Source organism: Parvibaculum sp. (genome assembly GCF_040882025.1).
Taxonomy (GTDB): Bacteria; Pseudomonadota; Alphaproteobacteria; order Parvibaculales; family Parvibaculaceae; genus Parvibaculum.
Genome location: NZ_JBBECC010000151.1, coordinates 1 through 17,493, shown reverse-complemented (window position 1 = coordinate 17,493; position 17,493 = coordinate 1). Strand labels below are relative to the sequence as shown.

General features: G+C 61.7%; 17 protein-coding genes and 1 pseudogene. 8 read left to right on the top strand and 10 right to left on the bottom strand.

Annotation, left to right across the window (positions count from 1 at the left end; genetic code table 11):
• Positions 1–228: pseudogene (locus WEB61_RS10805) on the bottom strand (nuclear transport factor 2 family protein); the annotation flags it as partial.
• 63 nt (positions 229–291) lie between these two features.
• On the opposite strand from WEB61_RS10805, the gene WEB61_RS10800 reads away from it, so the two are divergent.
• Positions 292–726 carry a DUF1489 family protein gene (locus WEB61_RS10800; RefSeq protein ID WP_368064345.1) on the top strand — a complete coding sequence of 145 codons (435 nt, stop codon included), beginning with the start codon at positions 292–294 and terminating at the stop codon, positions 724–726.
• A gap of 74 nt (positions 727–800) precedes the next feature.
• The gene (locus WEB61_RS10795) at positions 801–1,697 is read left to right on the top strand and encodes an alpha/beta hydrolase (protein WP_368064344.1); all 897 of its coding nucleotides are present in this window, start codon (positions 801–803) and stop codon (positions 1,695–1,697) included.
• A gap of 4 nt (positions 1,698–1,701) precedes the next feature.
• On the opposite strand, the gene panC is transcribed toward WEB61_RS10795, so the two are convergent.
• Positions 1,702–2,568 (bottom strand): pantoate--beta-alanine ligase, encoded by an 867-nt coding sequence (gene panC, locus WEB61_RS10790; RefSeq protein ID WP_368064343.1) that lies wholly within the window; start codon positions 2,566–2,568, stop codon positions 1,702–1,704.
• Positions 2,569–2,622: 54 nt separating this feature from the next.
• On the opposite strand from panC, the gene WEB61_RS10785 reads away from it, so the two are divergent.
• On the top strand, positions 2,623–2,958 hold the full coding sequence (locus WEB61_RS10785) for a hypothetical protein (protein WP_368064342.1): 336 nt from the start codon (positions 2,623–2,625) through the stop codon (positions 2,956–2,958).
• A 3-nt stretch (positions 2,959–2,961) separates the two neighbouring features.
• Here WEB61_RS10785 and WEB61_RS10780 read toward each other — a convergent pair whose 3' ends face one another.
• The 3 genes from WEB61_RS10780 to WEB61_RS10770 are packed head-to-tail and all read right to left on the bottom strand — an operon-like array spanning position 2,962 to position 6,895.
• On the bottom strand, positions 2,962–4,140 hold the full coding sequence (locus tag WEB61_RS10780) for an iron-containing alcohol dehydrogenase (RefSeq protein ID WP_368064341.1): 1,179 nt from the start codon (positions 4,138–4,140) through the stop codon (positions 2,962–2,964).
• Complete coding sequence (locus tag WEB61_RS10775; RefSeq protein WP_368064340.1) at positions 4,137–5,531, bottom strand: aldehyde dehydrogenase family protein; 1,395 nt, start codon at positions 5,529–5,531, stop codon at positions 4,137–4,139. The genes WEB61_RS10780 and WEB61_RS10775 overlap by 4 nt, the downstream gene beginning before the upstream one ends.
• The gene (locus WEB61_RS10770) at positions 5,528–6,895 is read right to left on the bottom strand and encodes a glutamine synthetase family protein (protein WP_368064339.1); all 1,368 of its coding nucleotides are present in this window, start codon (positions 6,893–6,895) and stop codon (positions 5,528–5,530) included. Before WEB61_RS10770 ends, WEB61_RS10775 begins: the two co-directional genes overlap by 4 nt.
• A 215-nt stretch (positions 6,896–7,110) precedes the next feature.
• On the opposite strand from WEB61_RS10770, the gene WEB61_RS10765 reads away from it, so the two are divergent.
• On the top strand, positions 7,111–7,956 hold the full coding sequence (locus WEB61_RS10765; protein ID WP_368064338.1) for a division plane positioning ATPase MipZ: 846 nt from the start codon (positions 7,111–7,113) through the stop codon (positions 7,954–7,956).
• Here WEB61_RS10765 and WEB61_RS10760 read toward each other — a convergent pair.
• Entirely contained in the window at positions 7,953–9,494 is a 1,542-nt protein-coding gene (locus WEB61_RS10760) for a serine hydrolase (protein WP_368064337.1), read from the bottom strand. The genes WEB61_RS10765 and WEB61_RS10760 overlap by 4 nt on opposite strands.
• 343 nt (positions 9,495–9,837) lie before the next feature.
• Here WEB61_RS10760 and WEB61_RS10755 point away from each other — a divergent pair, with 343 nt between their 5' ends.
• The 4 genes from WEB61_RS10755 (at position 9,838) to WEB61_RS10740 (ending at position 13,616) form a co-directional block, all read left to right on the top strand.
• The gene (locus tag WEB61_RS10755) at positions 9,838–10,230 is read left to right on the top strand and encodes a DUF1499 domain-containing protein (RefSeq protein WP_368064336.1); all 393 of its coding nucleotides are present in this window, start codon (positions 9,838–9,840) and stop codon (positions 10,228–10,230) included.
• Between the two features lie 134 nt (positions 10,231–10,364).
• Positions 10,365–10,694 carry an ATP-dependent Clp protease adapter ClpS gene (clpS, locus tag WEB61_RS10750; protein WP_368064335.1) on the top strand — a complete coding sequence of 110 codons (330 nt, stop codon included), beginning with the start codon at positions 10,365–10,367 and terminating at the stop codon, positions 10,692–10,694.
• Positions 10,695–10,733: 39 nt separating this feature from the next.
• Complete coding sequence (gene clpA / locus WEB61_RS10745; protein WP_368064334.1) at positions 10,734–13,127, top strand: ATP-dependent Clp protease ATP-binding subunit ClpA; 2,394 nt, start codon at positions 10,734–10,736, stop codon at positions 13,125–13,127.
• A 120-nt stretch (positions 13,128–13,247) separates the two neighbouring features.
• A complete protein-coding gene (locus tag WEB61_RS10740; RefSeq protein ID WP_368064333.1) occupies positions 13,248–13,616 on the top strand; it encodes a VOC family protein in 369 nt (122 codons plus the stop codon).
• A 63-nt stretch (positions 13,617–13,679) separates the two neighbouring features.
• Here the strand turns inward: WEB61_RS10740 and WEB61_RS10735 are convergent, their stop codons facing one another.
• From WEB61_RS10735 to WEB61_RS10720, 4 genes are read right to left on the bottom strand one after another with little or no spacing between them, the layout of a single operon-like run.
• Positions 13,680–15,290, bottom strand: a complete 1,611-nt coding sequence (locus WEB61_RS10735) for a hypothetical protein (protein ID WP_368064332.1) — start codon at positions 15,288–15,290, stop codon at positions 13,680–13,682.
• Positions 15,291–15,332: 42 nt separating this feature from the next.
• Positions 15,333–15,761 (bottom strand): HIT family protein, encoded by a 429-nt coding sequence (locus WEB61_RS10730; RefSeq protein WP_368064346.1) that lies wholly within the window; start codon positions 15,759–15,761, stop codon positions 15,333–15,335.
• Positions 15,755–16,954, bottom strand: coding sequence for a GNAT family N-acetyltransferase (locus WEB61_RS10725; RefSeq protein WP_368064331.1), 1,200 nt, complete (start codon positions 16,952–16,954; stop codon positions 15,755–15,757). Before WEB61_RS10725 ends, WEB61_RS10730 begins: the two co-directional genes overlap by 7 nt.
• Before the next feature lie 27 nt (positions 16,955–16,981).
• Positions 16,982–17,449: a RidA family protein gene (locus WEB61_RS10720; RefSeq protein WP_368064330.1), complete on the bottom strand. Its 468-nt coding sequence runs from the start codon at positions 17,447–17,449 to the stop codon at positions 16,982–16,984.
• Positions 17,450–17,493: the final 44 nt, after the last annotated feature.

Sequence of the window (17,493 nt, the reverse complement as noted above, 5' to 3'; positions counted from 1 at the left end):
GATGATCTCGTTGCCGTCGAGCCATTCCTTTGTGTAGGTGAAGTCCTCGAAACCGGCGACGACCGTGGTCAGAATGGCGATCACATAGTCCTTCGAGGTCTTCGGCTTGTAGAAGGCGGGCGAGGAGATCGTCGCGCCGTCGGCGACAATGGTCTGCAGCAGCGCCGGGTCGTGGTTCTCGACATAGGCGTACCAGCGGGTCAGAAAGGTCTGGGCGGGATCGCTCATCTGTCAGGCTCCTGTCCGATGTGTTTATAACGGTGTTATAGTTTGAGAAGAGATACCCCGTCAATGCCTCTCCACCTGATCAAGCTTTGCGTTGGCGCCGAAGATATTGCGGATCTGGCGACATGGCAGGCGGCGCGGCTCGCCGAAATGAAAAAACGCAAGCAGCCGCAAAAGCTCGTCCATGTCACGCGGATGACGCCGAAGCGCGCCGACGAGATATTGGCGGGCGGGTCGCTCTACTGGGTGATGAAGGGCGTTATCCGCTGCCGCCAGCGGCTGATCGGCATCGAACCGTTCAAGGATGCCGAGGGCATCGGCCGTTGCCGCCTCGTGCTCGACAAGGAGATTGTTGCGACGCGCCGGCAGGAACGGCGGCCCTTTCAGGGCTGGCGTTATTTCGAGGCGAAAGACGCGCCGCCCGACGTGAGGAAAGGCGATCCCGGCGAGGACATGCCGGACGAAATGCGGCGCGAACTGGAAGAGCTCGGATTGCTCTAGGCCCCGCCCGTAGGGGCGGGTGACAGCTTCCTTCATGTGTGATGGGCTGAAGAAAACCGAGCCGGGGAGAAAGCATGCGCCGTGACATCGAATTCAAAACCGAAGACGGCGTGACGTTGCGCGGCTGGTTCTACCCGGCGAAAGGCGCGACCGGCCCGTCGCCCGCTGTCGTCATGGCGCACGGTTTTTCCGCCGTAAAGGAAATGTATCTCGACGATTTCGCGGCCTTCTTCTCCGAGGCCGGCATAGCGGCGCTGGTCTATGACCACCGCAATCTCGGGGCGAGTGACGGCAATCCGCGCGGGCACATCGACCCGCGTCAGCAGATCGACGGCTATCGCGACGCGATCACCTATGCGCAAACGCTGAAGGAAGTCGACCCGAACCGCATCGGCATCTGGGGATCGAGCTATTCGGGCGGGCATGTGCTGGTGGTTGCCGCCATCGACAGGCGCGTCAAATGCGTGATCGCGCAGGTGCCGCTGGTGGCCGGGCTCGAGACCGCGCGCCGGCTCATTCGGGGCGATCACTGGAAGGGCTTGCGTGCGGGGTTCGATGCCGACCGCATGGCGCGGATCGGCGGCGCGGCGCCCGCCCGCATGCCCGTCACCGCGCCGGAGGGTGAGCCTTCGGCCTTGCCGACCGCCGACACCTGGGAGTTTTTCACAGCATTCGGCAAGGAGCGCCAGACACCGTGGCAGAACGAGGTGACGCTGCAGTCGGTGGAGCTCTTCACGGAATACGAGCCCGGTATCTACATTCCGCGCATTTCACCAACGCCGCTGCTGATGGTGGCGGCGCTCGAAGACCATCTGACGCCCTTCGACATGACGGCCGCTGCCTATGAAACCGCGCTCGAGCCAAAGAAATTCCTTGCGCTGCCCTGCATGCATTTCGAGGCGTACACCGGGGATATGTTCAAGATGTCCGCGCCGGTGCAGCGGGACTGGCTGACGACGCATCTCAGGTGAGGCGTCAGACCGGCATGTTGTCGATCAGGCGGGTCTTGCCGATTTTGGCGGCAACCAGAATGCGCGCGGGACCGGTCGGGCGGCCTGTGGGAAATTCCTTCAGCGAGGCGGCTTCGCGCACTTCCAGATAGTCGAGCTTGTCGAAGCCGAGTGCCAGAATTTTCGCCGCGCCGGCCTTCGTCGCTTCCGGAATAAGTATGCCAGCAGAAATACTTATGGCCGTTTCCTTGAGGATCACATTGAGTTGTCCGGCCGCCGCGCGTTCGGCGGGGGTCAGGTAGACGTTGCGCGACGACATGGCGAGACCATCCGCCTCGCGCATGATCGGCCCGCCGAGAATTTCAACCGGAATGTCGAGATCGGCAACCATGCGGCGGATCACCATCAATTGCTGCCAGTCCTTTTCACCGAAGATTGCGATGTCGGGCATGGCGCGCAGGATCAGCTTGGCCACCACCGTCGCGACACCGGCGAAATGTGTCGGGCGGAACTGCCCCTCGAGCGGTTCGGTGACGCCGGACAGCGAAATCGTCGTCGAAAAGCCTTCGGGGTACATATCCGCAGCATCCGGCGCGAAAATCAGGTCGGCCTTGCCTTCGAGCTTTGCGGCGTCGGCGGCCTCGGTACGAGGATAGGCCGAGAAGTCCTCATGCGGTGCGAATTGCGTCGGATTGACGAAGATCGAAACGACGACCCGATTGGCTTTTGTCCGCACGAGATCGACAAGGGAAAGATGCCCCTCGTGAAGCGCGCCCATCGTCGGCACCAGCGCGACCGTTTCATCCTTCGCGCGCCATGCGGCGACAGCCGAGCGGAGGTCCGCGGCGCTGCGGGCGACAGGGACTTTGTGGCTTGTGGTGTCGAGCGGCATGGCCGGTTCTCCTGAGATCGCGCGGAAGATAGCGGCAGCGCCGAACGACATCAATTGGCCGCTGGTTTCATGCCGCTTGCCCCCTATATCGAGGAGATGAACAGGATTGTCGCCGCCGCGCTGATTGTCGTGTTGCCTGCTCCCGCGGTGGCGGAGACGTCGATCTTCACCGACGTGGGCGCCCCCGAGATCATTGAGCCCGAGGGCCCGCGCGTTGCGCCGCTCAAGACCTTCGTGCCGGGCCATCAAAGCGAGCATGGCGGTTGGGTCAGGCCTTACGAGCGCGAGGGCGGACCATTGCCGTTGCCGCCGCCGGGCCAGAAGTCCAGGGGCTATGTTCCCGGTCACCACGATGCGCAAGGCAGATGGGTGCCGGGGCATTCCAAGTGACGGTCAGGCGAGCCTGCCTTCGATTGCCCGTGCGAACAGGTCCTCGTAGACCGGCACGCTCATCGGCAGTGGATTGCCGCCTGTGCAGGGGTCTTCAAGCGCCATCGCCGCCAGTTGCGGAATGATGCCGGTGTCGACGCCGATCTCGTTCAGCGTGTTCGGGATACCGATCGCCTCACGTAACGTCAGAATCCAGTCGACGAAGCCATTGAAACTACGGTCTTTCAAGGCGAGATAATTGGCGGCCGCGACGATCTTTTCCTCGATCGCCTTGCGGTTGTGCAGCAGTACATAAGGCATCACCACGGCGTTGGTGAGACCATGATGCGTGCCCCGCAGCGAGGAGCAGGGATGGCTCATCGCATGCATCGAGCCGAGGCCCTTCTGGAATGCCGTCGCGCCCATCGAGGAGGCTGCAAGCATGAACGAGCGGGCTTCTACATTGCTGCCACGCTTCACCGCTTCCGGCAGCCATTCCTTGCAAAGCCGCATGCCTTCAAGCGAGACGCCTTGCGCCAGCGGGTGCCAGAAGGGTGCGCAATAGGCTTCGAGATTATGGGAGAGCGCATCCATGCCGGTTGCCGCCGTGATGTTGGGCGGCAAGCCGATCGTCAGTTCGGGGTCGCAGATCACGTCGACCGGCATCATCTTCGGGTGGAAGATGATCTTCTTGGTGTGGTCGCTCTCATCGGTGATAACGGCGGCGCGGCCGACTTCGGAGCCTGTGCCCGCCGTTGTCGGCACGGCGATGACCGGCGCGATGCCGTTCGGGTCGGCACGGGTCCACCAGTCCTCACGGTCTTCATAGTCCCACATCGGCCGTGTCTGGCCGGACATGAAGGCGACCGCCTTGCCGGCATCCATGGCGCTGCCGCCGCCGAAAACGATCACGCCGTCATGCTTGCCCCGGTGGAAGGCCTTCAGGCCAGCCTCGACATCGGCGCCGACCGGATTGGGGTGAACGTCGGCGAAGAGAGCGCAGGCAAGACCGTTCTTTTCGAGGAGGGCAAGCGCCTCGGCGATCATCGGCAACGGCTTCAGGCCGGGATCTGTGACCAGCAATGGCCGCTCGATACCGGCGGCGCCGCAGGCTTCGGCGAGTTCCTTGATGCGCCCGGCCCCGAAGCGCATTTTGGTCGGGAAATTCCAGTTGCCGACGAGATTGGGATAGGTGTCGATCATTTTGTTTGCGTTCTCAGGTGATAACTCTTGGGACGCGTCAGGCTTTCATAGCCCACGGGCGACAGCGTGGCGCCGCGGCCGGTGTTCTTGACGCCGGTCCAGGCGAGCGCGGGATCGAGATAGTCGCAGCGATTGAGAAAGAAGGTGCCGGTTTCGAGCCGTTCGCCGAGCTTTTCGCCGACCTCGGTGTCCTCGGTCCAGACCGAGGCGGTCAGGCCGTAAGGGCTGTCGTTCATCAATGCAATCGCCTCGTCGTCGGACGAGACTTTCATGATGCCGATCACGGGGCCGAAGGTTTCCTCGCGCATCACCTCCATCTGGTGATTGACGTCCACCAGCACTTCGGGCCCCAGATAGGGCGAGCCGGGCCTTGAGGCCGGGAAATGTGCTTCGCCGATCAGCGCCTTCGCGCCGCCGCGGATGGCCTGGGCGATCTGGCCGCGCACAAAGGTTGCGGCGGAGGTGCGGACCATTGGTCCGATCGTCGTTTCGGGGTCGAGCGGGTCGCCGAGCTTGTATTTCTTCGTCAGGTCGACGAAGCCTTCGACGAAATCGTCATAAACATCGGCATGAACATAGAGCCGCTCCTTGCCGCAGCAGGACTGGCCGGAATTGAAATATGCGCCGTCGACGAGATTTTCGATGGCGAAGGGCAGGTTGACGTCGGCGCGAACATAAGCCGGGTCCTTGCCGCCGAGTTCAAGCCCGATGCCGATGAAACGATTGACCGCCGCCTTCACGACGGCGCGGCCGCCGGCGACCGAGCCGGTGAATTGCACGAAATCGACGCGCGGATCGCCGATCGTTTTTTCGGTCATTTCATGGCTCATATGGATCGCCTGAAAAAGCCCATCAGGTGCACCGGCCTTCTCGAAGGCCATCGCAAAACGTTCGGCACAGAGCGGTGTCTGGCCGGAATGTTTCAGGATGATTGCATTGCCGGCCATGACCGCCGGTACCACCGAATTGACGGCGATCAGGTAGGGATAATTCCATGCGGCGATGGTCAGCACGGTGCCGATCGGTTCACGGCGCACCCAGCGCCGGAAACCTTCCTTCGGGCCGGCGTCGATGTCGGCCAGCGTCTCCGGCGCGATACCGATCATGTAGCGCGCGCGCTCCTCAAAGCCGCGCACCTCACCGGCGCCATAGGCAATGGGACGGCCCATCTGCCAGGCAAGTTCCGGCACGATTTCGTCCTTCATCGCGACAAAGGCTTCGGTGAAGCGGGTGCAGAGGGCGGCGCGTTCGGCGATGGGGACAAGTTTCCATGCGGCCTGGGCGGCACGCGCGGCGTTCAGCGCGCCGTCGACCTCTTCCCATGCTGCGAGCGGACGCTCGGCATAGATACTTCCGTCGACGGGAGAAATGACTTTCAGTGTGCCGCTCATCCGCGTTCGAAGCCTCTCTTCAGTTCCCAATCGGTAACTCGCCGGTCGTATTCGAACTGTTCCCAGCGGCCAGCATGGAGATAGTGCTCCACGACGTCATCGCCGAGAGCGGCGCGGAGCGTATCCGACTTTTCCAGCTCGGTCAGGGCGTCGCGCAGGTTCTTGGCCAGCGACGGAATGCCGCTGCCCACATAGGCATCGCCTGAAAATTCGGGCTCGAGCGCCATTTCCTTCTCCACCCCGTCAAGGCCCGCCGCCAGAAGTGCTGCATAGGCCAAATAGGGGTTCAGGTCGGCGCCGCCGATCCGGCATTCGATGCGCAGGCTCTTGCCCTGGCCGCACATGCGGAAGCCGGCCGTCCGGTTGTCGTTGGACCATACGATGTTGGTCGGCGCGAAAGAGCCGTTGACGAAGCGCTTGTAGGAGTTGACCTGCGGTGCCAGGAAATAAGTCAGCTCGCGGGCATGGGCCAGCTGGCCGGCCAGGAATTGCTGGCACAGTTCCGACATGCCATGCGGCTTCGCGTCCTTGTCGAAAAAATGGGCGTTTTTGGCCTTCTCGTCCCAGAGCGACATGTGGATGTGGCAGGAGGATCCCGCCAGCTCGTAGTTCCATTTGGCCATGAAGGTGACGGCCTTGCCGTGCAGCCAGGCAATTTCCTTGATGCCGTTCTTGAGGATGGTGTGCCGGTCCGCCATTTCGAGCGCCTCGGCATAACGGATATTGATTTCCTCCTGGCCGGGGCCCCATTCGCCCTTCGAATTCTCGACCGGAATGCCGGCGCCCTCCAACCCGTTGCGGATGGCGCGCATGATGCCTTCCTCTTTCGAGGTCGCGAGCACGTGGTAGTCCTCAATGTACCAGTTGGCGGTTTTCAGCCCCTGATAGCGCTTTTCATGCGCCGCTTCATAAGTGTCGTCGAAGAGATAGAATTCGAGCTCGGAAGCCGTGAAAGCCTTCATCTTCATGGCGGCAACGCGCTTCAATTGCTTCTTCAGGATGGCGCGCGGCGCATGCGGAACATCCTCACCGTGATGATCGAGCGTATCGCAAAGAACGAGGGCAGTTGCAGGCAGCCACGGAATACGGCGCAACGTTGCAAGGTCGGGCTTCAACACGAAATCGCCGTAGCCCTGTGCCCAGCTCGCGGCCTTGTATCCCGGCACCGGCTCCATGTCGGTGTCGACCGTCAGAAGGTAGTTGCAGGCATGGGTCTCGTGGACCGCTGTATCGAGGAAATATCCGGCCGCCATGCGCTTGCCGACGAGACGGCCCTGCATGTCCGGCATGGCCATGACGACGGTATCGATCTCGCCGGCGGCAACAAGGTCTGAAAGCTTGTCGAGTGTGAGCATGCCGTTCATTCGAAAGGACTCCTCGGAATTGCCACTTCAAGGGGAGCGGCGGGGAGGTCGTCTGGAGGTGCGTCCGCCGGTCGAGCGGATCGAGTGTAGCCGGACCGATGGGGGGGACCGCAAGAGCGGCGCCTTATGGCCGCTCCGCATGGGAACAGTTGACGCTCCTGGTCGCACTACCCACACTCCGCTCGCGATTCGGGTGGCTGGTTTTGCGGGGATATATGACTGAATCCGGGAGCGGGCGGCGGCCTGCCCATGTGATCGTTCTGGGTAACGAAAAAGGCGGGTCGGGCAAGACGACGACCGCCATGCATGTGATTGCCTTGCTGCTGCATGAGGGGCTGAGGGTTGGTTCGGTCGATCTCGACGGGCGGCAGCGCTCGCTGACGCGCTATGTGGAAAACCGCAAGGCATGGGCGGATGCTGCCGGGGTCAAACTCGTGATGCCCGATCATGTCGTGATTGCGCGCTCTGCGCTCGGGACGATCAGCGAAGCCAACGCGGCGGATGAGGAAGCGCTCGATGCGGTGATGGCGCGGCTGGCAGCAGAAAACGATTTCATCGTTGTCGATTGTCCTGGCAGCGACAACCATTTGTCGCGCCTCGGGCATGCCCGCGCCGATACGCTTGTCACGCCCATGAATGACAGTTTTGTCGATTTCGATTTGCTTGGGCGGGTCGATCCGCAGACCTACCGCATCAAGGGACCCAGCGTTTACAGCGAAATGGTGTGGGAGAGCCGGAAGCGGCGCGCCATGCGCGATGGCGGTGAAATCGACTGGGTGGTGATCCGAAACCGGCTTTCTCATCTCGATGCCAAGAACAAGCGGCGTGTCGAGGCCGTGCTCGGCGCGCTGGCCGACCGGATCGGCTTTCGCACGGGACCAGGCTTCGGCGAACGCGTGATCTTCCGCGAGATGTTTCCGTCCGGCCTGACGCTGCTCGATCTTCGGGAGGAGGGGGTCGAGGCCCAGATGTCGATGTCGCATGTCGCCGCGCGCGCCGAGGTGCGTGCGTTGATCGATGCGCTGGCCTTGCCTGTCGAGGAACGGCGGGCTTCCGCCTAGCCGCGTTCGGCCTTGGCGGTCTGGGGCATGGCCCAGTTCGCCGGCGGAATGGCGATGCACGGGATGCTTTGGCGTGCGAGCCGGCCACAGGCGGTTTTCGCCGCCGTTTCGTTGTCGAAGCCGCCGAAGCGCGAGCGATAGAGCGTGCGGTTGTCGGCGGTCTTGACCGGGATTGTGACGGGAACTGCGGTGCCGAGTTCGTTCGGCGCCGCGCGGAGCGCCTTGCGGATACTGTCAACGGCATCGGCCTGGCCGGCATAGGCACCGATCTGAATGATCCATGTGCCGTCGGGAATAAGCGGGTCGCCTTCGCGCCATGACTGACGGGCGGCGGGCGCGGTACGGGCCGGATCGAGCGCCGCTTCGCGCACCAGCGGATTGGCCGGCGCGTCAGGGCTGATGCTGGCATTTGCCGGTGCAACGAGGAAGTTGCCGATCTCACGGCCCGCCTGGCGGCCCGCATCCTCGGCGGTGCGCAGTGCAGCAGCAGCGTAGGCGGTGACGTTGTCGACCGGCGCGGCAGAACGCCTTGTTACGGGTTTCGGTTCCGGAAGGGCCGCCATGACGACAGGCGCGGGCGTCGTCATGTCGCCGTCGCCTTCGGCACGGCCTGTCATACTGGTGTCCCCGTCGATCGCACTGGCAAGCTGAAGCAACGCAGCGCGATCTTCGGCGGGGATAACTCCCGCCGCAGCGTCAGGCCGCACCACCGGAACAGGCGGTGCCGCCGCGAATTGCGTGCGGCTTGTCTTCATCGCAACGGCTTTTGGGAAGGCACGGTCGAGAATTTCGACCATGTGCCGATCGCGCGACTTGGCCTTTTCGCCCCCGATGACAACGCCGATCACGAACTTGTCGTCGCGTTCGACCGTGGCCGTCAGGTTGAAGCCCGAGGCATTGGTGTAGCCGGTTTTGAGGCCCGTTGTGCCGCGATACTCGCCCAGGAGACGGTTGTGATTACGGATGCGGGACTTTCCCCAGGTGAACTGTTCGGTGCTGAAGTAGTGATAATATTGCGGGAAATCCTGATGCATGCGCAGCGCCAGCGTTGCCTGATCCCGTGCGGTCGTCATCTGCGCGCTATCGGGCAGGCCCGAGGCATTCCTGTAGGTCGTGCGCGTCATGCCAAGTTCGCGCGCTTTCTTGGTCATGAGCTTGGCGAAGTTTGTTTCGGTGCCGGCAATGAAGGCACCGGTCGCCGAGGCGACATCGTTGGCCGAGCGGGTGACGAGGGAGAGGATCGCATCCTCCACCCGGATCGTCTGCCCCGGACGAAGGCCCAATTTCGACGGCGGCTGGTTGGCCCCGCGCTGGGTCATGGTGATTCGGGAATCGAGTGTGATTTCGCGCTTTTCCAGCTTCTCGAAAAGAAGATAGAGCGTCATCACCTTGGTCAGTGACGCCGGGTAACGGAGCTCGTCGGCACTACGGGAATAGATGACTTTGCCCGTGTGGGCATCCATGACGAGCGCGGCGGTTTTGGGTTTCGCGGCGTGAGCGGGGGAAACGGCGACAGCCGTCAGTAGTACGGCGGCCATAATGGCCGCGACTCCCCTGAATCCATGAGAGATGCGCACGATACTCGCCAGCGCAGACCCCGACATGTTCTCACGACCCCTCATATAGGCCCCCACGGCCGAAGCCAAAGGTGCCATCCCGAAAACTATCCCCAGCGAACTGTAGCGCCGTGACCACAGTTTGCGAAGGCCCTTTGGCTCGAAATCGGAAAAAAATCGTATATTTTCCAGATGCTTGAGCCAGTCAGCCCAAGATAAGCCATAGATATTATCGTCTGGTTAATCGCGTTAAGGACCGTTAACGGACTGGTTGGCGGCGCCAGAATCGGCGTATCCGGATAAATGGGCAGTTTTGCGAGGTGGAATGGATTTTCAGACCCTAAGGCTGAAGGCGACGCCAAATCAATATCTTGCTGCTCCCGCCGGCCTTTGCGAGCAGGCGAAACCGCACCGCACAACGCCAGAATTCGACGTCGACCCGGCGGTAATCAGGGCGCTTTTCCGTGACGTGGCGCTGGCGCAGCCTCGCCTTGTCCAGACCAGCGCGGACGACGCTACCTTTACAGATATCTATGTCCAACGGAGTGCGCTTCTTGGCTTTCCCGATACAATTACTGTCCGGTTCCTTGCCGCCGGAGCCGGGCGATCAAGCCTCGCGATCTACAGCCGCTCGCGCTACGGCTACTCGGATCTTGGTGTCAACAAAGTGCGAATCGACGCCTGGCTGCGCGGGCTGGCCGCCAAATGGCCGGTTTGATTGGGTTGGGCTTTGAAATTCGCTATGCTCGACTATGTATAGTGGGAGTTGGTGCAGGCGGAAGTTGGCCAGCAGCAGCACTCCCCGGCACAGACGAAGCCGGGACGGATGCGATGAAGTGGCAGGAACGGGGAATGTCGGACGACAGGCGGCGCGGCGATGAGGACGGCGTCGGCACCGGTGTCATCGCCAAGACGAAGCCGAAGACGAAGAAGCCCTCGCTTTACAAGGTTCTACTGCTCAACGACGACTACACGCCCATGGAGTTTGTCGTCCACGTTCTGGAGCGGTTCTTCAGCAAGGGGAGGGACGAGGCGACGGTCATCATGCTCCATGTGCACCAGCATGGTGTGGGCATTTGTGGCCTCTATACCTACGAGGTGGCGGAGACCAAGGTAACGCAAGTGATGGATTTCGCTCAGCAGCACCAGCACCCGCTGCAATGTACGATGGAGCGAGAATAGCGCGTTCAGGCTGTAGTCCAGCAGAAGGGAAGGTTCGGAGTGCCGACGTTTTCACGCAGTCTCGAGGAAGGACTTCACCGCGCGCTATCGCTCGCCAATGAACGCAATCATGAGTATGCGACGCTTGAACATCTCCTGCTTTCGCTGGTCGACGATCAAGACGCGGCCGCCGTCATGCGCGCCTGCAATGTCGACATGGATCTGCTTCGTCAACAACTGACCAACTATGTCGACAACGAACTTTCGAGCCTTGTTGTCGATGACGGGCAGGAATCAAAGCCGACCGCCGGTTTTCAGCGCGTGATCCAGCGCGCCGTCATCCATGTCCAGTCGTCGGGCCGCGAGGAGGTCACGGGGGCAAACGTGCTTGTTGCGATGTTTGCCGAGCGCGAAAGCCATGCCGCCTATTTCCTGCAAGAGCAGGACATGACGCGGTACGACGCCGTCAACTACATCAGTCACGGTATTGCCAAGCGGGCCGATATGACGGAGACGCGTCCGGTGCGCGGTGCGCAGGAAGAACCGGCGACAAACGAGCGTGGCCGCAAAGAGCGCTCGACCGAAGCGCTCGATAACTACTGCATCAATCTCAACGAGAAGGCCAAGCAGGGAAAAATAGACCCGCTGATCGGTCGCGAACGCGAAGTTGAGCGGACGATCCAGATTCTTTGCCGTCGTTCGAAGAACAACCCGCTTTTTGTGGGCGATCCGGGTGTTGGCAAAACCGCCATCGCCGAAGGTCTTGCGCGGCGCATAGTCAAAGGCGAAGTGCCCGATGTGCTGCGGAATGCAACGATTTTCTCGCTCGATATGGGAACGCTTCTGGCCGGTACGCGTTACCGCGGCGATTTCGAAGAGCGCATCAAGGCCGTCATCAAGGAGATAGAAGGCTATCCGGGTGCGATCATGTTCATCGACGAAATCCACACGGTGATCGGCGCCGGTGCGACCAGCGGCGGCGCGATGGATGCATCCAATCTGTTGAAGCCGGCGCTCGCCAGCGGCAATGTCCGCTGCATCGGTTCGACGACCTACAAGGAATACCGGCAGCACTTCGAGAAGGACCGGGCGCTGGTGCGCCGGTTTCAGAAGATCGACGTGGCGGAGCCTTCCGTACCCGACACAGTCAAGATTCTGAAAGGGCTCAAGCCCTATTTCGAGGACTTCCACAAAGTTCGCTACACCAACGATGCGGTGAAAGCAGCGGTGGATTTGTCGGCGAAGTACATGCATGACCGTAAGCTGCCGGACAAGGCGATCGACGTGATCGACGAAGCTGGTGCGTCGCAGATGCTGCTGCCCGAGTCGCGGCGCAAAAAGACCATCGGTGTCGCGGAGATTGAGGCTGTCGTGGCGACGATGGCGCGCATACCGCCAAAATCGGTATCGAAGAGTGATACGGAAAAGCTGAAAGATCTCGATACCGAACTGAAGCGCGTCGTTTTCGGGCAGGATACCGCCATCGAAGCACTTGCCGCCTCGATCAAGCTTGCGCGGGCGGGGCTCCGCGAAGCGGAAAAGCCCATCGGTTGCTATCTCTTCTCCGGTCCGACCGGCGTCGGCAAGACAGAGGTCGCCCGGCAGCTTGCGTCCGTGCTCGGCGTCGAAATGCTGCGCTTCGACATGTCCGAATATATGGAGCGGCATACGGTATCGCGTCTGATCGGCGCGCCGCCTGGCTATGTTGGCTTCGATCAGGGCGGTCTCCTGACCGATGGTGTCGACCAGCATCCTCATTGTGTGCTGCTGCTCGACGAAATCGAGAAGGCGCATCCCGATCTTTTCAACATTCTTCTGCAGGTGATGGATCACGGGAAGCTCACCGACCATAACGGCAAGAAGATCGATTTCCGGAATGTCGTGCTCATCATGACGACCAATGCGGGCGCTGCCGACATGGCCAAAACGCCGATCGGTTTTGCACGTACAAAGCGTACCGGCGACGATGAGGATGCCATCAAACGGCTGTTCACGCCGGAGTTCCGCAATCGCCTCGATGCGACGATACCGTTCGGGCATCTACCGGAAGGGGTTATCGCGCGCGTGGTCGAGAAGTTCGTGTTGCAACTTGAGGCGCAGCTGGCCGACCGCAATGTGACGATCGAACTTACACCGGATGCCAACAAGTGGCTCGCGACGCGTGGTTACGACGAGCAGATGGGCGCGCGCCCACTTGCGCGCGTGATCCAAGAGCACATCAAGAAGCCGCTGGCCGACGAAGTGTTGTTCGGGCGACTGGTGAAGGGCGGCCATGTTCGCGTGGCAGTCAAGGATGACGCGCTCGATTTCGATATCGAGGCGGCACCGCCGCGCAGTTCAGGGCATTCGGGCGATCAGGGGCCGAAAAAGCCACGCGTTCGAAAGCCGAAGGACCGGCCAGGCGACGGTTCTGGCGGCGGCAGCGTGCCTAAAGTGCCCTTGCTTGTGGAATAAGGGTGCCGGGCGACTTGCCTGACGCCGGCGAATTGAAGACGGCCATGAAGCGGCATGCTTTATGGCCGTTTTCGGTGACAACGATCAGAAGAAGAGTGCAACCCCAGGGAGACTAAGAGAATGATCGGCTATGTGATGGTGGGAACCAACGATCTCGACAAGGCGGCGGCGTTTTATGACGCGCTTCTTGGCGAAATTGGCGCCAAGCGCGCCATGTCGGATCCGGGGCGGTTCGTCGGCTGGAGCAATGGCGGCCCGATGCTCGCGGTGACGAAGCCGCATGACGGCAACAAGGCGAATTTTGGCAACGGCACGATGGTGGCGCTGGCCGTCGGATCGCGCGCCAATGTCGACAAGGTTCACGCGAAGGCGATGAGCCTTGGCGGCAAGGACGAAGGGGCGCCGGGCGTACGCGGCGGCAGTTTCTACGGCGGCTATTTCCGTGATCTGGACGGCAACAAGTTTGTCGCCTTCCACATGGGCGAATAACAAAGCGCGACTTAAAACGAAGGCCGCCGTGCGAGTACGGCGGCCTTTTTTCTTTTCCGCGTGTCAGTCTTTCTTCAGCCGGTAGATTGCGACGTCGATGTCGGATGAGTAGTAGATGTCGCCATTGGCCGCGACCGCGATGCCGGTTGGAATATAGAGGTCGGGGGCGCCGTCGGGCGCCTCGAAGCCGATCGGCAGGTCGGATTTCAGAACGGTTGGCTCGCCGCCCGCGGGATTGATTGCCGAGATGCGTTTTGCGCCCACCTCGGCGACGATGATCCGGCCGTCGGGCGCGATGTCGAAACCCTCCGGTTCGGCGAGACCCTCAGCGATCACCGTGCTTTCGCCACTTTCCAAGTCCACACGCGAAATGCGACCACCCGTTCTCTCACTGACATAAAGCGAGCCGTCGAGGCCGAGTTTCATCGTTGCCGGGCCGGAGAGGCCCGTGGCGAGGTCGGTGCGATCGGACCAGTCGTCACCGCCGACGCGAACAATCGCGCCGCGCGTGTATTCAGTGACCAAAACACTGCCGTCCGACATCGCCAGCGCCTCCGCCGGTGTCGTGAAGCCATGGTGAATGCCGAGCGAAGCGCCCGTCTCCTCGTCGAACAGGTGCACGGCGCCGGCCGTCAGCGCGGCAAAGGCGATGCGTCCGTTTGCGACGGAAACGCTCAGCGGATAGTCGATGTCGGAGGCAAAGACACGACCAAGTTCCGTCACTTCGCCCGAGACCGGGTCGACCATGCGTGCGGCAAAGAGATCGGCGACATAAAGGGTGCCGGCGTCTGACATCTCGATGTCGCCGGCGACGGCCAAGGCGCCGGAAACGATTGTCCGTGCTTCGCCGGTATCCGTGTCGATGGCGATGACGGCGTTGTCCGCCATGTTGGTGATGTAGAGATTGTCGTCGGCGTCGAGCGCCAGGTTGTCGATTGCCGGCGCAACCTCCGAGATCAGCGTCTTCTCGCCGCTTGCCACGTCGATGCGATAGACATGGCCGGCAGCCGTATCGACTGCGTAGAGATTGCCTTTGGAATCGAAGTTCGCAGCCGCCGGGACATCGAAGCCGGTTGCCACAGTCTCGATCGTTGCGGTTTCGACATCGACGCGAACGATCTGTTTCTTGAACCAGAGTGGTCCATACAGTTTACCGTCGGGACCGAAGTCGAAGCCATTGAGGCCACCCATGCCTTCCATGATCTTGCGCGGCGGGTTTGCGCCCGAGGGATCGAGTTCATAGAGCGCATCACCCAGGAAAACCTGCGTCGCGAACAGGCGGCCGTCGTCGGTCCATGCCAGCGAATTCATGCCGGGCAGGCCTTCCGCCAGCGTCAACAGGCGGCCATCGGATTTCCGCGCGTAAACCTTGCCGTCGAGGAAAGCGGTCCATGCGATGGTGCCGTCCGGTCCTTGTTCGACATCGTCGGCCATGCCTTCGGGCGGGCCTTCGGCGATGCTTGTCTCGCCCGTGTCGCGGTTCACCTCATAGAGAGCCCGGCCAACGACGCTGCCGGCCAGCAGTCGTCCGTCGGGGGTCACGGTCAGCCCGTGGATGCCGTGGAACGGCGAGGGCGCCACCACGGTCTCTTGCGTGTAGCTCTCGCTTTCGGAGCAAGCCGCTGCGAACGAAAATGTGACGGCGAGCGCCGCCACTGTACGGACGATCTTCATCGATTGTTCCCCCCTCCCTTTGGCGTCAGGCGCGCCTTGCTTTCAGTTCATCGCCGCTTTTATGCGTTCAGCGTGTTTCTTCAGCTCGTCGAAATCGGCCATCTGGCGCGCATGCAGCTTCAGGTCGATACCTTGCGAGCGCGGGATGATGTGGGTGTGGATGTGAAAGACGGTCTGGCCGGCCGGCGCGCCGTTGAGTTGCGCGACCATGATGCCCGGTGCGGCGAAGGCTTTTTTCACCGCTGCGGCGATCTTCTGGACCGTTTGGGCCATGGCGGCCGCGTATTCCGGATCGAGGTCGAGAAGGTCCTCGGCGGGGTATTTCGGGATCACCAGCGTGTGTCCTTCCGCCTGCGGCATGACATCCATGAAGGCGAGCGTCATATCGTCTTCATAGACCTGGAAGCAGGGTGCCTCGCCCCGGAGGATTTTGGCGAAAATGTTGTTCGGATCGTAAGCCACGGTCAGAATTCATCCTCTCGATGGTCATCATTGCTGCCATCGTGCCGGAAGGGCGCGTATTCGCCAAGGGCAGCGATGTCCCGATCGACATATTCGCGCTCGCGGCAAAGATATTCTGCTACGGCTTCCCGAAAGGACGGGTTGGCGATCCAGTGGGCAGAATGGGTTCGCGCCGGCAGGTAGCCGCGAGCCAGCTTGTGCTCGCCCTGCGCGCCTGCCTCGACCCGCGCGAGACCCCTGACAATGGCAAATTCGATCGCCTGATAGTAGCAACACTCGAAATGCAGGAACGGGTGATGTTCGACGGCACCCCAGTTGCGGCCATAGAGGGCATCACCGCCGATAAAGTTCAAAGCGCCGGCGATGAGGTGCCCGTTGCGGCGGGCCATCACCAGAAGCGTCTCCTGCGCCATGCGCTCGCCGATCAGACTGAAGAATTCGCGACTGAGATATGGCGACCCCCATTTGCGAGAGCCGGTGTCCATGTAGAACGCAAAAAATGCGTCCCAGTGATCCTCGGTAATGTCGGCGCCGGTCACCCACTCGACGGCGACGCCGTTGTCTCGTGCCCGCTCGCGTTCCTTGCGAATCATTTTTCGCTTGCGCGACGAAAGGTCGGCCAGGAAATCGTCGAATGAGCCGTAGCCACGGTTATGCCAGTGAAATTGCTGGTCGGTTCGCTGCAAGAATCCGAGTTGGCTGAGCCTGGCCCATTGGCGCTGAGGGAGAAAGGTGACGTGGAGCGACGAAACACCGAGGCGCGTGGCGAGTTCGACCGCTCCGGCGGCGAGCGCCTCTTCGGCGGCTTCGCGGCCGGGTCCACGCGGCGCCAGAAAGCGCGGTCCCGTCGCGGGAGTAAAAGGCACGGAGGCCTGCAGCTTGGGATAATAGCGGCCGCCGGCATTTTCGAGCGCGTTGGCCCAGCCGTGATCGAAGACGTATTCGCCGCGACTGTGATTCTTCAGGTAAAGCGGCATCGCTCCGGCGAGATTACCGCAGTCGTCTTCAAGCAGCAGATGATGCGGGAGCCAGCCGGTGCGACGCGTTGCCGAGCCGCTTTCCTCGAGCGCTGAGAGGAAGGCATGCGACACGAACGGATTGGCCGGTTCGCCCGGCGGGTTGGCACATGCGTCCCATGCGACGGCATTGACGCCGGTGAGGCTGTCAACGACGCGGATAATGGCCTGCTCACTGTCTCCCATGCGGCAATTCTAGAGAAGGGTTCTGCTTCACGCGATCTCGAAAATGGCCTCGATTTCGACCGTGATCTGGAAAGGGAGGCTGGGGGCCGCAACGGCCGAACGAGCGTGGCGGCCGGCTTCGCCGAAGATTTCGACAAGGAGGTCGGAGGCACCGTTGATGACGGCAGGTTGCTGGTCGAAGTCGGGTGTCGCGTTGACGAAACCCAGGATTTTCACCGCTCGCTTCACGCGATCAAGGTCACCGCCGCAAGCGGCCTTCAGCTGGGCCAGAACATTGAGCATGGTCAGGCGTGCCGCGGCCTTGCCGGCATCGATGTCGTGGTCCTTGCCGAGCTTGCCTTGATAGGCGATGCCGGCGTTGCCCATCGGTCCTTGTCCGGAAATGAAAACCAGATTGCCGGTGACAACGTAGGGCACATAGGTGCCCGCCGGGCCTGCCGGCGCAGGCAGTTCAATTCCCAGTTCTTTCAGGCGTATCTCGATCTTTCCTGTCATCCGCATTCTCCTTGTTCGTGCGGCGCTTGCCGCGCCTGTTCCAG